Genomic DNA, 14,133 nt, shown 5'->3' on the forward strand with positions numbered 1-14,133 from the left:
GGACAGAGCATTGGGTGTGACCATGGATGTGACCGGGACGGTGACCGACACCGGCATCGACACGGACGGCGAGAGCGAGGCGCGGCGGACGCTGCACCGCGTCTTCGGGTACGAGTCGTTCCGCGGCGAGCAGGGCGCGGTCATCGATCATGTGGTGGCGGGCGGCGACGCGGTCGTGCTCATGCCCACCGGCGGCGGAAAGTCCCTCTGCTACCAGATCCCGTCCCTGGTCAGGCGGGGCACCGGAGTGGTCGTCTCCCCGCTGATCGCCCTCATGCAGGACCAGGTCGACGCCCTGCGGGCGCTCGGCGTCCGGGCCGGCTTCATGAACTCCACGCAGGACTTCGACGAGCGCCGCTCGATGGAGGCGCAGTTCCTCGCGGGCGAGCTGGACGTGCTCTACCTGGCGCCGGAGCGGCTGCGCCTGGACTCCACCCTCTCCCTGCTGGCCCGGGGCGAGATCTCCGTCTTCGCGATCGACGAGGCGCACTGCGTCGCCCAGTGGGGCCACGACTTCCGCCCCGACTATCTGGCCCTGTCCGTGCTCGGCGAGCGCTGGCCGGACGTTCCGCGCATCGCCCTGACGGCGACCGCGACCCACGCCACGCACGAGGAGATCACCCGCCGCCTCGGCATGCCGGACGCGAAGCACTTCGTCGCGAGCTTCGACCGGCCGAACATCCAGTACCGGATCGTGCCGAAGTCCGAGCCCAAGAAGCAGCTCCTCACCTTCCTCCAGGAGGAGCACGCCGGGGACGCGGGCATCGTCTACTGCCTCTCGCGCAACTCCACCGAGAAGATCGCGGAGTACCTCTGCCGCAACGGCGTGGAGGCCGTGCCGTACCACGCGGGCCTGGACGCCGGGACGCGCGCCACCCACCAGGCGCGCTTCCTCCGCGAGGAGGGGCTCGTCGTCGTCGCGACGATCGCGTTCGGCATGGGCATCGACAAGCCGGACGTCCGGTTCGTCGCCCACCTCGACCTCCCCAAGTCCGTCGAGGGGTATTACCAGGAGACCGGCCGCGCGGGCCGTGACGGGGAGCCGTCGACGGCCTGGATGGCGTACGGGCTCCAGGACGTCGTCCAGCAGCGCAAGCTCATCCAGGGCGGCGAGGGCGACGAGGCGTTCCGCCGCCGGGCCGCCTCCCACCTGGACTCGATGCTGGCCCTCTGCGAGACGGTCCAGTGCCGCCGGGCCCAGCTGCTGACCTACTTCGGCCAGGAACCCACGGCCCCCGCCTGCGGCAACTGCGACACCTGCCTGACCCCGCCGGAGACGTGGGACGGCACGGTCGTCTCGCAGAAGCTGCTCTCCACGGTGGTGCGGCTGAAGCGCGAACGGAACCAGAAGTTCGGCGCGGGCCAGATCATCGACATCCTGCTGGGCCGCAAGACCGCCAAGGTCATCCAGTTCGACCACGACCAGCTCTCCGTCTTCGGCATCGGCGAGGAGCTGGCGGAGGCGGAGTGGCGCGGTGTGGTGCGCCAGCTGCTGGCCCAGGGGCTCCTCGCGGTCGAGGGGGAGTACGGCACGCTGGTCCTGACCGACGAGAGCGCCACGGTCCTGGGGCGGGAGCGGGACGTGCTGCTCCGCAAGGAGCCGAAGAAGCCGACAACCCGGTCGTCGTCCTCCGCCGGCGGGGCCAAGGGCGCCAGGGGCAAGGCGGCCGCCGCCGATCTCCCCGAGGCCGCGGTCCCGGTCTTCGAGGCGCTGCGCGCCTGGCGCGGGGCGACGGCGAAGGAGCAGGGCGTCCCGGCGTATGTGATCTTCCACGACGCCACGCTCCGCGAGATCGCGACCCTGCATCCGTCCTCGCTCGCGGAGCTGGGCGGCGTCAGCGGCCTGGGCGAGAAGAAGCTCGCGACGTACGGGGAGGGCGTGCTGGAGGTCCTGGCGCAGACGCCTTCGGCGGCGGCGGAAGCTCCCGCACCGGCGGCCCCGGCCCCCGCCGCGGCTCCCGTGCCCGCGTCCCGCCCGGCGGCTGCCCCGGCGGCTCGCACGAAGGCCCCGGTCGCCCCGGCCCCGCAGCACAGCGACCCCGAGTTCGGATGGGACGAGGAACCGCCCGAGTACGAGTGATCCGTACCGGGCGGTGAGGCGGAGGAGCGGCGGATCTACCCGAGATCCGCCGCCCGGCGTCGGGGCGTGATCGCCGTGAGGTCCAGATCCACGGGGAAGGGCACCGACACCTTCATCCGGTCGTGGAAGATCCCCGTCGAGGTGTACGCGCCGGTGGCCGGCTCCCGCTCGAAGACGTACACCACGGCCCGCCCGTCGTGGTTCTCCACCCGCCAGTAGTGGGAGATCTTCGCACGGGCGTACTTCACGGGCTTGGTCTCCCGGTCGCGGGACCGGGACTCGGGCGAGACGACCTCGATGGCGAGGCGCACCGACTCGGCGGGGAACCGGGTCTGGTCCGGATCCTGGATGACGTCACCGTCGATGACGATCACATCGGGCTCGGGCCGGTTGTAGCGGTCGATGTCGATGGTGAACTCGCGGACGACCTCCAGCTCGGGCGGTACCAGGGACTGCAGCTGCCAGTTGAAGAAGTCGACCGCTCGCGAATGGAACAGGGTCTGCGGACTCACGAAAACGAGACTCCCGTCGATCAGCTCCGTGTGCGGAGGCAGATTCGGGAGTGTGTCCAGGTCATCGGCGGTCCAGCCGCCCTCGGGCGGGACCGCCCACCGCGGCTCGGAGGCCTCGGGTTCGATGCTCATCATTGCTCCCATGGGGAGGAGTCTCGCGGGCCCGACCAGCGTATCCGCCGGGAACGGGACGGGGCTCCCCCGAACGTGTGAACGCCTTGCGCACCGCTGACCGGGCCCGCCGTTCCCTGGTCCCTGTCAGTCCGGGTCGCCGCTCCCGCTGTAGCCGCTCCAGCCGTTGCCGGTCTCGTTCTGCTCGACGTTGTAGCGGACGGCCACGGCGGTCCACTCGGAGCGGCGCATGACCTTCATGACCGTGCGGCCCGTGCGGCCGAGACGGGTCAGGTCACCGGCCAGGCCGATGGCGGAGGCCAGGGAGGCCAGCACCCGGTCGCGGTGGTCCGGGTACCCCGCCGCCTCGGCCGCCGCGAACCGGTCGAGGACGCCCCGCGAGAGGTCCGGCACGCCCGGGAAGTGGCGGTGGTAGGGGAGCACGCCGAGGACGCGGTGGGTCGTCCGGGACAGGACGGAGCGTTCGACCAGGGAGTCCAGGTACTTCTCCTGCACGTACCGGTCGTACTCACCCACCCAGCGCCGGGCGCGGATCCCCGGGCGGCGGCGGCCCTTCGCCGGTGGGTCCAGGGTCCGGAGCAGGGCGGCGAGGATCGGGTCGGCCGGGTCCAGCGGGTTCACCACCTGGACCCGGCCGCGCTCCTCGCGTATGTGGCCCCGGATCTCCAGCTCGGCGAGGACGGCCCCGGCGGTTCCGTACCCCAGATCGCGGGCGTTGCAGGTCGGCTTGCCCCGGTCCGGGTCCAGGGCAAGGAGGATCAGTTCCTCGGGCAGCGTCAGGCCGGGGGCGTCCTGCGTCATGGCGCGGTGACGATCCTTCCGGTCACGTCGCCGAGGCCGACGCGGGTGCCGTGCGGGCCGGGGGCCCAGGCGGTCAGCGTGACCGTGTCGCCGTCCTCCAGGAACGTCCGCTTGCCCTCGGGGAGTTCCAGCGCGTCGCGGCCGTTCCAGGTCAGCTCCAGGAGCGAGCCGCGCTGGCCGGGCTCGGGGCCGCTGACGGTGCCGGAGCCGTACAGGTCGCCGGTGCGCAGCGACGCGCCGTTGACCGTCATGTGAGCGAGCTGCTGGGCGGCGGTCCAGTACATCGAGGCGAACGGCGGTTCGGCGACGACCTGGCCGTTGATCTCGACGGTGATCCGGATGTCGAAGCCGCCCGGCTCCTCGTCCGCCGCGTCGTCGAGGTAGGGCAGGAGCGGGAAGTCGCGGGCCGGGGGCGCGGTGCGGGCGGCGTCCAGTGCCTCCAGCGGGGTGACCCAGGCGGAGACGGAGGTGGCGAAGGACTTTCCGAGGAACGGGCCGAGCGGCACGTACTCCCAGGCCTGGAGGTCGCGGGCGGACCAGTCGTTGAGGAGCGAGAGCCCGAAGACGTGCTCGCGGAAGTCGGCCAGCGGGACCGGAGCGCCGTGCGCGGAGGGGACGCCGACGACGAAGCCGACCTCGGCCTCGATGTCGAGCTTCACCGAAGGCCCGAAGACGGGGGCCGGGTCGGCGGGGGCCTTGCGCTGGCCGCTGGGGCGCACCACGTCCGTGCCGGAGACCACGACGGTGCCGGAGCGGCCGTGGTAACCGATCGGCAGGTGCTTCCAGTTGGGGGTGAGCGCGTCGCCGTCCGGCCGGAAGATCTTCCCCACGTTGGTGGCGTGGTGCTCGCTGGCGTAGAAGTCGACGTAGTCCGCGACCTCGTACGGCAGGTGCAGGGTCACCGCGTCCACCGGGTGCAGCAGCGGTTCGATGTCCGCGCGGTGGGCGGGGATCGTCAGCCAGGCGGTGAGCGCGCGGCGCACGTCCCGCCAGGCGTTGCGGCCCGCCGCGAGCAGCGGCGTCAGGCTCGGCTGGGCGAGCAGCCCCGCGTAGGGGGAGCCCAGGGCGTGGGCGGCGGCCCCGGCGTCCAGGACGTGGTCACCGATACGGACACCGACCCGGCGGTCGTCGGGGTGGTCGGAGGTGGAGAACACACCGTAAGGAAGGTTGTGCGGGCCGAAGGGGTCGCCCTCGGCCAGATCGAGCGGGCTGCTCTGCTCGGGCATGTGGTGCTGCCTCGCTTTCCAGGTCGCGTGAGGGACACGTTACGTCGGTGCTCCTACCCAGCGGCAGTGCCCCGACTATCCCCAACTGTGCGCATTGCCCGGAAAGTTCGTCGGGCCCGCCGGAAAACCGGGGGTCCGGCGGTGGGACAGCGGGGCCGCTCAGCCCGCCGTGCGCGGGATGCGCTTCTCCCAGGTGCGGTGGAAGACGACCTCCTTCTCCCCGCCGTCCCTGCCCTCCGTGCAGATCACCTCGTTGGACGTGATGAAGTCCTGGTCGTCGGCGGCGATCTCGGAGCGGGTCTCGATCTCCACGTCCCAGGCCATCTCCGGGCGGTGCAGCCGGATCCGCCAGTCGGAGCGGGTCCGCGCGGAGAGCGGGTCGTCCTGCTGGATCGTGTACGTCTCCGACGCGTCCTCGGTGAATTCGAGACCGTCGGGGTAGACCCGCGTCCCGCCGTAGCGGGGGTCGACCTCCAGGCGCCACTCGCCCTTGGCGACATCGCGGACGACGAGGCGTTCGGGGCGCGGCTCCTCCAGGGTGACCGGGTGGGCCACGCCGAGCGGTTCGGACTGCTCGGGCTCCCCGAAGCTGATCGCCGGGTCCTCGGTGTGGCGGCGCACCGGGAGCTCGACGAAGCTGCCGTCCGCGTCCAGGGTGAAGCCCGCCGAGCCGGCCTGCGGCCAGATCCAGGGCCAGTACGAGGAGGAGACGGCGAGCCGGATGCGGTGGCCGGGCGGGAAGGTGTGCCCGATGCCGTTGAGGTCGAAGACCACGTCCTCGGTCTCGCCGGGGGGCCAGTCGTCGGTGCGGTCGCGGCCGTGCCGGGCCGCGAGGTTGAGGACGCCCCGGGTGACCAGGGTGGAGGAGCCGTCGGGCGCGATGTCGCAGAGCCGGGCGATGGCCTGGCCGCGCGGCACGTCCATCCGGAGGCGGAGCTTCACCCGGGGGCGGCCGAGGATCTCGATCGGCGCGTCCGCGACGGGGAATTCGAACGACACCGACTTGGCGTCCTCGTCCCGCTGGTCCGGCGGCAGGTCCGCGTCGTTGCCGAACGGGAAGAAGCGGCCCGCGTCCACACCGGTCTGCTGCGGCGAGGCGACGATCCGCTCGCCGCCCTGGAGGGCGTACGCCACCGGGGAGACGTTCTCCGAGGGCCAGCTCGCGTCCCCGACCCAGCGGCCCGGCAGCGTCTCGTACACCGTGGCGGGCGGGTGCGAGCCGCTGATCCAGGACCGCAGCAGCGGTTCCCGCATCACGCCCGTCTCCTGGCCCTTGAGGTGCTGGTCCCACCAGCGCAGCGTCTCCTGGAGGAAGCCGATCGCGGGGCCCGGGGGCAGCCCCCGGTCGGGGTACTGGTGCGACCAGGGGCCGATGATCCCGCGCACCCGCTCCGGGTCCAGGTGTTCCATGAGCCGCAGGACGGTGTCCCGGTACGGGTCGTGCCAGCCGCCGACGGCGAGGACGTTCGCCTTGATCGCGCCGTAGTCCTCGCAGACGCTGCCGTGCTTCCAGTAGTCGTCGCGGCTCTGGTGGGCCAGCCAGGTGTGGATCAGGGGGTCGACGGCCTCCAGCCGCTCCAGCCACATCTCCTTCCACGCGTCGCCGACCTGCGCGGGGTCCGGCGGCCGGCAGACGAAGGCGAGCATGGTGGCGGCCCAGGCGTGCATGTCCACGGCGAGGACGGAGCCGCCCATGTAGTGGACGTCGTTGTCGTAGCGGTCGTCGGCCGAGCAGACGGTGACGATCGCTTTCAGCGGCTCGGGGGCGAGCGCGGCGATCTGGAGCGAGTTGAAGCCGCCCCAGGAGATGCCGAACATCCCGACCCGGCCGGAGCACCATTCCTGCTGGGCCAGCCAGTGGATGACGGCGACCCCGTCGGCGAGCTCCTGCGCGTCGTACTCGTCGCCCGGCAGCCCCTCGCTGTTGCCGTGGCCCCGGACGTCGACCCGTACGGAGGCGTAGCCGTGGCCCGCGTACCAGGGGTGGCGCTGCCAGTCGCGGGGCGCGGTCCAGTCGCTGAGCCGGTAGGGCAGGTACTCCAGCAGGGCGGGGACCGGTTCGTCGGTCAGCGGACGCCAGATCCGGGCGTAGAGCCGGGTGCCGTCGGACAGCGGGATGGAGACGTCCTCGCGGGTGGTCTCGTACGGGAACTCGGTCGTGATGTGCATGGGTCACCTCGATGTACGACGACGGGGGCGGGGACGTGCTCGGTGAACGGGGTGCGGAGGCGTGCTCGGTGCGCGGTGGACGGGGTGCGGGGCCCGTTTCAGTGGACGGGGTGCATGGTGCGTTTCAGCCAGGGGGCGGCGGCGATCATCGCCACGCCCACCGCCACGGCGATCGCGCCGTTGACGCCGAAGTAGGCGGGGTTGGAGACCTCGCCGTACAGCTTCACGATCTGGGCCTGGATGCCGTTGGCCAGGGCGAGCGAGAGGAACCACAGGGCCATCGTCTGGCTGGCGAAGGCCTGGGGGGCGAGCTTGGTGGTGGCGGACATGCCGGAGGTCTCCAGCAGGATGTCGCCCAGCCCGAGCAGCAGATACGAGCCGACGATCCACCAGGCCGCCATGCGGTACGTGGTGTCGTCGTGGCCGGAGGTCGGCAGGACCATCAGCAGGAAGGAGAGCCCGCCGAGGATCACCCCGAACGCGATCTTGTTGGAGGCGTGCGGCTGGCGGGGGCCCATCCTCGCCCAGACCGCGGCGACGACCGGGGCGAGCGCGACCTCGAAGGCGCCGAGCGCGGAGGCGTACCAGCTCGCCGGGAAGGTGAAGCCGAGGATCTCGGTCCGGGCGTTCGTCGACGCGAGCAGCATCATGGTCGAGTACGCCTGGAAGAGGATGAAGTTGAAGACGACGGACCCGAGGAAGAGGACGACGTACGGGCGGAGCCTGCCGCGCTCCTCGGCGGTGACCCGGGGGGAGCGGAACATCACGACGAAGTAGACGATCGGCGCGATCACCGAGATGACGGTGAGCACGTCGACGAACCGGTCCATCGTCAGCCAGCCCGCGAGGGCCAGTGCGGTGGCCACCGCGGCGACCACGACGGCCCCGCCGACGATCAGCCGGACCGCGCGGCGCATCGCGTCGGGGGCCAGCGCGAATTCGGCGGCGTGCTTACGCCCGGCCAGGTGACGGCGGCCCACCACGTACTGGATCAGACCGAGGGTCATGCCGATCGCGGCGGCCGAGAAGCCCCAGTGCCAGCCGGCGTGGTCGCCGAGCCAGCCGGTGATCAGCGGTCCGGCGAAGGCGCCGATGTTGATGCCCATGTAGTACAGGGCGAAGCCGGCGTCGCGCCGCTCGTCGTCGGTGCGGTAGAGCTTGCCGACCATGGAGGCCACGTTGGGCTTGAGCAGGCCCGTTCCGGCGCTGATCAGGCCGAGGCCCACCCAGGTCATGGCGTCGGTGGGTACGGCCATGCAGTAGTGGCCGCACGCGATGAGGATGCCGCCGTACAGCACGGCCCGGTACGAGCCGAGGATCCGGTCCGCCAGCCAGCCGCCCGCCACGGAGACCAGATAGACCAGCGTGCCGTAGGCGGCGGAGACGGAGGCGGCGGTTCCGGGGTCCATGTCCATGCCGCCGTTGGCCACCGTGTCGGCGAAGAACAGCACCAGGATGGCCTGCATGCCCAGGAACGAGAACCGCTCCCAGACCTCCAGGCCGGACAGGGTCATCAGGCCCCGTGGCTGCCCGAAGAAGGCGTGGTCGTCCTCGGGCGGGGGCTTGGCCGGCTCGGTGCCTGCGGTGCTGTGGGACAAAACGGGGACTCCTGATCGTATGAGCTGATCACGAACATACCGGCGGTCATGGGAAGCCGCCCACGGTGATCCATAGCGGACCGGATACGCTGAAGTTGATTCGAGAGACAGCGACACATCGACATTGCGTGTGATCGTCAGCAGACAGGAGATGCCCTCGTGACCGTCGTCGGGCCGTTCGGACTGCACGTGCGGGACCAGTCTCTTGAGACCGATGTCCAGTTGGGCCTGGCAGCTGTCGAGACGGGTCTGCTCGAAGCCACCAAGAGCGATGTGCCCTTCATCACGGAGGCCGCCCAGCACCTGGTGCGCGCGGGGGGCAAGCGGTTCCGCCCCTTGCTGGTCATGCTCGCGTCACAGTTCGGCGATCCCGGCGCGCCGGGGGTCGTCCCCTCCGCCGTCGTCGTCGAGCTGACCCACCTGGCCACGCTGTACCACGACGACGTGATGGACGAGGCCGACGTGCGGCGCGGGGTGCCCAGCGCCAACACCCGCTGGAGCAACTCCGTCGCCGTCCTCACCGGCGACTTCCTCTTCGCCCGTGCCTCCCACATCCTCGCCGACCTCGGCCCCGAGGCCGTCCGCATCCAGGCGGAGGCCTTCGAACGGCTCGTCACCGGCCAGATCCTGGAGACCGCGGGCCCGCGGTACGGCCGCGACCCGGTCGACCACTACCTGGACGTCCTCAGCGGCAAGACCGGCTCGCTGGTCGCCGTGTCCGGCCGCCTCGGCGCGATGATGTCCGGCGCCGACGAGCGCACCGTGGACGTCCTCACCCAGTACGGGGAGCGGCTCGGCATCGCCTTCCAGCTCGCCGACGACGTCCTCGACATCGCCTCCGACTCCCATGAGTCCGGCAAGACCCCCGGCACCGACCTGCGCGAGGGCATCCCGACCCTCCCGGTCCTGCGGCTGCGCGCCCAGGCGGCGGCCGACGGCAAGCCCGACGACCTGGAGCTCGTCGAGCTGCTCGAAGGCGACCTCGGCGACGACGACGCCCTGGACGAGGTGCTGCGCCGGCTGCGCGTCCACCCGGCGCTGGAGCAGGCCCGCCAGGACACCGTGCGCTACGCCCAGGCGGCGCGCGCCACGCTCGCACCGCTGCCCGAGGGATACGCGAAGTCCGCGCTGGAAGAGCTGTGCGACGCCGTGGTGCACCGCGCGGGCTGAGAGCCCGCCGTGGTGCGCGGGACGCTGACGGCGTGTCATTCGTCGGGGCCGTACCCCTACTGGATGACGTACACGAGCCTCCCGGTTGTCATACCGGAGCAGTAGGCGGAGTTGATTCCCCGGGCTGACGCTTCGGACCGTCTGATTTGGTCAGATGGAGAACAACGGAAGCCGCCGACCACGGAGGTAGGGCACACCATGGCACCGAACGACAGCGCAGAGACCACCGGCGAGGCCACGAGCACTGTCGTGGGCCGCCGCAAGGCGGCGCGCTACATCGTCCCCGTCGCGGTCGCGGGGGTGGCGGCCGCGACCATCGGGCTCGTCCCGGCGCTCGCCAGCACCGGCGACCCGGATCTGCCGAAGATCACCGCACAGCAGCTCATCGAGAAGATCGCCGCTTCCGACGAGGAGCAGCTCTCCGGCACGTTCAAGATCCGTACCGACCTGGGCCTGCCCCTCGACGGCCTCGCGGGCTCGCTCGTACCGGGCGCCGGGGGCACGGGCGGGGACAAGGACGGCGGCGCTGCGGCCCCGCAGGACAAGCTCATGGAGCTGACGTCCGGCACGCACACGCTGCGCGTGGCCGCCGACGGCCCGGAGCGGCAGAAGCTCTCCATCCTCGGGGAAGCGTCCGAGTACAGCGTCATCCACAACCAGGGCGAGGTCTGGGCGTACGACAGCCAGTCCGACGAGGTCTACCACGCCGAGGCCCCCGGGGGCCGGGACGGCGGCGACGCCGCCGAGAAGGCTCCGAAGCTCCCCGAGGGCGCTCCGGCCACCCCGAAGGACTTCGCCGAGCAGGCGCTCGCGGCGGCCGGGGACACCACCTCGGTCACCGTGGACGGCACGGCGCAGGTCGCCGGGCGGGACGCGTACCAGCTGCTGATCAAGCCGAAGCAGTCCGGCTCGACGATCGGCTCGGTCCGCATCGCCGTGGACGCCGAGAACGGCGTACCGCTGAAGTTCACCCTGTCCGCGGCGAGCGGCGGCAAGGCCGTGGTCGACGCCGGGTTCACCAAGGTCGACTTCTCCAGGCCCGCCGCGTCCACCTTCGACTTCGCCCCGCCCAAGGGCGCCAAGGTGACCGAGGCCGACGAGCTGGAGACCGGCAAGGACGAGCACGGCGCGGCGCGGAAGGCGCTCCCCGGGCAGCTGGCCGAGCTGGACGGCTTCGAGGGCCTCAACGTCATCGGCGAGGGCTGGACCTCGATCGCCGAGATCCGGACCCCCGGCGGCACGGGCCTTCCGGCGGCCGGCTCGGGCGACATCCCGGCCGAGGCGCAGGGCTTCATCGACGCGCTCGGCGACAAGGTCACCGGGAAGTTCGGTTCGGGCACGGTCTTCAAGACGCGCCTGGTCAACGCCCTGCTGACGGACGACGGCAGGGTGTACGTCGGAGCGGTGACCAAGGACGCGCTGGTCCGCGCCGCCGACGCCGCCAAGTAGGACACCCCGGCGCCCGCCGTGCCGGGCGACCGGCGCCGGACACCCGCCCCGTCGCACCCACACCGTGCGGCGGGGCGGGACGGCAGCGTCGCAGGGGCGCTGCCGGCCGTGCGGACGGGAGAGGTGCGACCGGGATGACGACGACGGGGACCGCTGGGCCGACCGGGGCGGGGACACCGCGCACCGCCGGTACGCCGGACACCACGGGCACGCCGGGCGCCGCGGACGGGGAGGAGGCCGGTCCGGTCATCCGCACCCGTGGTCTGACCAAGCGTTACCGGGGCGGCCAGCTCGCCGTGGACGGCCTCGACCTGACCGTGCCCGGCGGCAGCGTCTTCGGCTTCCTCGGCCCCAACGGCTCCGGGAAGACCACGACGATCCGGATGTTGATGGGCCTCATCGACCCCACGTCCGGCACCGCCGAGGTGCTCGGCCGCCCGATGCCGGGCGCCGCCCGCACGGTGCTGCCGGAGGTCGGCGCGCTGATCGAGGGACCCGCGCTGTACGGCTTCCTGAACGGCCGCGACAACCTCCTGCGCTACGACCGGGCCGACCCCACCGCCGACCCGCGCACCCGGCGGGCCCGCGTCGACGAGGCCCTGGCGCGGGTCGGGCTCGCCGCGGCCTCCGGGAAGAAGGCCAAGACGTACTCCCTCGGCATGAAGCAGCGCCTCGGGCTCGCCGCCGCCCTGCTCCGGCCGCGCCGGCTGCTGGTCCTGGACGAGCCGACCAACGGCCTCGACCCGCAGGGCATGCGAGAGATCCGCTCCCTGGTCCGGGAGCTGGCCGCCGAGGGCACCACGGTGTTCCTCTCCTCCCATCTGCTGGACGAGATCGAGCAGGTCTGCACCCACGCCGCGGTGATGGCCCGGGGCCGGCTGATCGTCCAGGGCCCGGTCGCCGACCTCGCCGCGGGAGCCCGGGGCCGGCTCGCCGTCACCACCCCCGACCCCGGGGACGCCGCCCGTATCCTCCGGGAGCACGGACTCACCGGTCTCAGCGCCGACGGCGACCGGCTCACCGCCGACGCCCCGCCCGCCGCCGTGGACCTCGCCGACCTCAACGCGGCGCTGGTCTCCGGCGGGGTGCGGGTACGGTTCTTCGGCGTCGAGCGGGGCTCGCTGGAGGACGCCTTCGTCGCACTCACGGGAGAGGGATTCGATGTCGCAGGCTGAGACGGGGCCGCAGGCCGGGACGGCAGCATCCCGCGAGACGGCGGGTCCCCGCGAGACGGCGGGCCCCGGCGATCCGGCGGCATCCCGCGATCCGGCGGGTCCCGGCAATCCGGCGGGTCGTCCCCGCAATCCGTTGTGGACGCTGGGTCTCCTCCGGTCCGAGATCACCACGCTGCTCCGCCGCCACCGGACCTTCGCCCTGCTCGGCGTGCTCGCCGCCGTACCCGTACTCATCGGGATCGCGGTCCGGATCGAGACGGGCGGTGGCGGTGGCGGGTCGGGCGGCCCGGACGGCGGGGCGGGCCCGGCCTTCCTCGCCCAGGTCACCAACAACGGCCTCTTCCTCGTCTTCGCCGCCCTCGCCGCGACGCTGCCGGTCTTCCTGCCGATGGCCGTCGGCGTCGTCGCGGGCGACGCGATCGCGGGCGAGGCGAGCAGCGGGACCCTGCGCTATCTGCTGGTCGCCCCGGCGGGCCGGACCCGGCTGCTGCTCGTGAAGTACGCCTCCGTCCTCGCCTTCTGCCTGGTCGCGACCCTGGTCGTGGCGGCGTCGGCGCTGGCCGTGGGTGCGCTGCTGTTCCCGGTGGGCGAGGTCACCACGATCTCCGGGACCCGGATCAGCTTCGGTGAGGGGCTGGTGCGGGCGGCACTGACGGCGCTGGTCGTCGCGGTCTCCCTGACCGGGTTCGCCGCGCTCGGGCTGTTCGTCTCGACGCTGACCGGCAGCGGGATCGGGGCGATGGCCGCCACGGTCGGGCTGCTGATCACGGTGCAGATCCTCGGCAGCATCCCGCAGCTGAGCGGCGTGCACCCGTATCTGTTCGCGCACTACTGGCCGTCCTTCGCGGACGTCCTGCGCGAACCCGTCCACTGGGACGACCTGATCAAGAACTTCCAACTGCAGGGGCTGTACGTCGCGGTGTTCGGCTCGGCGGCCTGGGCGCGCTTCACGGCCAAGGACATCACGGCCTGAGCGACGATGACCGGATCGGATCTGCGGGAGGCCGTCCGCGCCGTCGGCCGGGCGAGCCGTCCCCCGATCGGCTCGTCGCGGCACGAACGGCACGAACGGTGCGGCCAAAGGGAACGACACGACACGGTACGTTCCGTTTCCGCCTGGGTATTGTTCGGCCTTTGGCGACGAACTGTCAACAAGAGATTGGCTGGAATCCCCCTATGCTCACCGAATGATCACATCGCCGAGCAGCGTGCGCCGCAGCGAACGGTCACGCCGCGCGATCCTGCGGTCCGCTCTCGATCTCTGTACGGAGCGGGGGTACGGGCACGTCACGATAGAGGCCATCGCGGCCGGTGCCGGGGTCAGCAAGAAGACGATCTACCGGTGGTGGCCGTCGAAGGGCGCGGTGCTGCTGGAGGCGTTCACGGACGCCCTGGTCGACGCCACCCCGTTCGTGGATACCGGCGACATCGGCACCGACCTGCGCGCCCATGTCGCCGGAGCGGTGAGACTGCTCTCGGTCCCGCCGTTCGGCCCCGCCTACGCGGGCATCCTCTCCGAGCTGCACCACGACGACCTCCTGGCCCGGCAACTGCGGGAGGAACTGGTCGACCCGCGCGTCGAGGAAGCGATCGGCCGGCTGCGCAGCGCCCAGGAACAGGGCCAGATCCCGCCCGGCGCGGACCTCCCGCTGGCCGTGGAGATGCTGTACGGGCCCGTCTACTACCGCCATGTGCTGCGCAAGCCCGTCCAGGACGAGGAGACGATCGCCGCCCTGGTGGACCACGTACTGCGCTCCCTGCGCGCGCCGGGGTACTGACCCGAGGGTGCGCGCCGAGGGTGTGCGCCGACCGCGTCCGCCG

The 14,133-nt window shown here is 72.0% G+C and carries 11 protein-coding genes; 6 read left to right on the top strand and 5 right to left on the bottom strand.

What is annotated here, in order from left to right; genetic code table 11:
* Window positions 1-22 precede the first annotated feature (22 nt).
* A complete protein-coding gene (gene recQ / locus PSQ21_RS20870) occupies window positions 23-2,080 on the top strand; it encodes a DNA helicase RecQ (RefSeq protein ID WP_274035866.1) in 2,058 nt (685 codons plus the stop codon).
* 35 nt (window positions 2,081-2,115) lie between these two features.
* On the opposite strand, the gene PSQ21_RS20875 is transcribed toward recQ, so the two are convergent.
* The 5 genes from PSQ21_RS20875 to PSQ21_RS20895 all read right to left on the bottom strand — a co-directional run bounded on the left by PSQ21_RS20875 (window position 2,116) and on the right by PSQ21_RS20895 (window position 8,518).
* Window positions 2,116-2,724: a Uma2 family endonuclease gene (locus PSQ21_RS20875; RefSeq protein WP_274035867.1), complete on the bottom strand. Its 609-nt coding sequence runs from the start codon at window positions 2,722-2,724 to the stop codon at window positions 2,116-2,118.
* A gap of 126 nt (window positions 2,725-2,850) precedes the next feature.
* Window positions 2,851-3,525 carry a GOLPH3/VPS74 family protein gene (locus PSQ21_RS20880; RefSeq protein WP_274032139.1) on the bottom strand — a complete coding sequence of 225 codons (675 nt, stop codon included), beginning with the start codon at window positions 3,523-3,525 and terminating at the stop codon, window positions 2,851-2,853.
* Window positions 3,522-4,751: a fumarylacetoacetase gene (gene fahA / locus PSQ21_RS20885; RefSeq protein WP_274032140.1), complete on the bottom strand. Its 1,230-nt coding sequence runs from the start codon at window positions 4,749-4,751 to the stop codon at window positions 3,522-3,524. Before fahA ends, PSQ21_RS20880 begins: the two co-directional genes overlap by 4 nt.
* Before the next feature lie 159 nt (window positions 4,752-4,910).
* Entirely contained in the window at window positions 4,911-6,920 is a 2,010-nt protein-coding gene (locus PSQ21_RS20890) for a CocE/NonD family hydrolase (protein ID WP_274032141.1), read from the bottom strand.
* Between the two features lie 98 nt (window positions 6,921-7,018).
* Window positions 7,019-8,518: a peptide MFS transporter gene (locus tag PSQ21_RS20895; protein WP_274032142.1), complete on the bottom strand. Its 1,500-nt coding sequence runs from the start codon at window positions 8,516-8,518 to the stop codon at window positions 7,019-7,021.
* Window positions 8,519-8,677: 159 nt separating this feature from the next.
* On the opposite strand from PSQ21_RS20895, the gene PSQ21_RS20900 reads away from it, so the two are divergent.
* The 5 genes from PSQ21_RS20900 (at window position 8,678) to PSQ21_RS20920 (ending at window position 14,090) form a co-directional block, all read left to right on the top strand.
* Window positions 8,678-9,688: a polyprenyl synthetase family protein gene (locus PSQ21_RS20900; RefSeq protein WP_274032143.1), complete on the top strand. Its 1,011-nt coding sequence runs from the start codon at window positions 8,678-8,680 to the stop codon at window positions 9,686-9,688.
* A 198-nt stretch (window positions 9,689-9,886) separates the two neighbouring features.
* On the top strand, window positions 9,887-11,137 hold the full coding sequence (locus tag PSQ21_RS20905) for a LolA family protein (RefSeq protein ID WP_274032144.1): 1,251 nt from the start codon (window positions 9,887-9,889) through the stop codon (window positions 11,135-11,137).
* Window positions 11,138-11,271: 134 nt separating this feature from the next.
* Window positions 11,272-12,312 (top strand): ABC transporter ATP-binding protein, encoded by a 1,041-nt coding sequence (locus tag PSQ21_RS20910; RefSeq protein WP_274032145.1) that lies wholly within the window; start codon window positions 11,272-11,274, stop codon window positions 12,310-12,312.
* Window positions 12,299-13,285 (top strand): ABC transporter permease, encoded by a 987-nt coding sequence (locus tag PSQ21_RS20915; protein WP_274032146.1) that lies wholly within the window; start codon window positions 12,299-12,301, stop codon window positions 13,283-13,285. Before PSQ21_RS20910 ends, PSQ21_RS20915 begins: the two co-directional genes overlap by 14 nt.
* A 214-nt stretch (window positions 13,286-13,499) precedes the next feature.
* Entirely contained in the window at window positions 13,500-14,090 is a 591-nt protein-coding gene (locus PSQ21_RS20920) for a TetR/AcrR family transcriptional regulator (protein ID WP_274032147.1), read from the top strand.
* Window positions 14,091-14,133 lie beyond the last annotated feature (43 nt).

This window comes from Streptomyces sp. MMBL 11-1, from assembly GCF_028622875.1.
Lineage (GTDB): Bacteria > Actinomycetota > Actinomycetes > Streptomycetales > Streptomycetaceae > Streptomyces.

What these genes read in the sequence shown, in the direction of transcription:
- PSQ21_RS20890 (WP_274032141.1), bottom strand. Translation starts at nt 6,920, where the DNA reads ATGCACATCACGACCGAGTTCCCGTACGAGACCACCCGCGAGGACGTC.
- PSQ21_RS20880 (WP_274032139.1), bottom strand. Translation starts at nt 3,525, where the DNA reads ATGACGCAGGACGCCCCCGGCCTGACGCTGCCCGAGGAACTGATCCTC.
- PSQ21_RS20875 (WP_274035867.1), bottom strand. Translation starts at nt 2,724, where the DNA reads ATGAGCATCGAACCCGAGGCCTCCGAGCCGCGGTGGGCGGTCCCGCCC.
- fahA (WP_274032140.1), bottom strand. Translation starts at nt 4,751, where the DNA reads ATGCCCGAGCAGAGCAGCCCGCTCGATCTGGCCGAGGGCGACCCCTTC.
- PSQ21_RS20920 (WP_274032147.1), top strand. Translation starts at nt 13,500, where the DNA reads ATGATCACATCGCCGAGCAGCGTGCGCCGCAGCGAACGGTCACGCCGC.
- recQ (WP_274035866.1), top strand. Translation starts at nt 23, where the DNA reads ATGGATGTGACCGGGACGGTGACCGACACCGGCATCGACACGGACGGC.
- PSQ21_RS20905 (WP_274032144.1), top strand. Translation starts at nt 9,887, where the DNA reads ATGGCACCGAACGACAGCGCAGAGACCACCGGCGAGGCCACGAGCACT.
- PSQ21_RS20915 (WP_274032146.1), top strand. Translation starts at nt 12,299, where the DNA reads ATGTCGCAGGCTGAGACGGGGCCGCAGGCCGGGACGGCAGCATCCCGC.
- PSQ21_RS20910 (WP_274032145.1), top strand. Translation starts at nt 11,272, where the DNA reads ATGACGACGACGGGGACCGCTGGGCCGACCGGGGCGGGGACACCGCGC.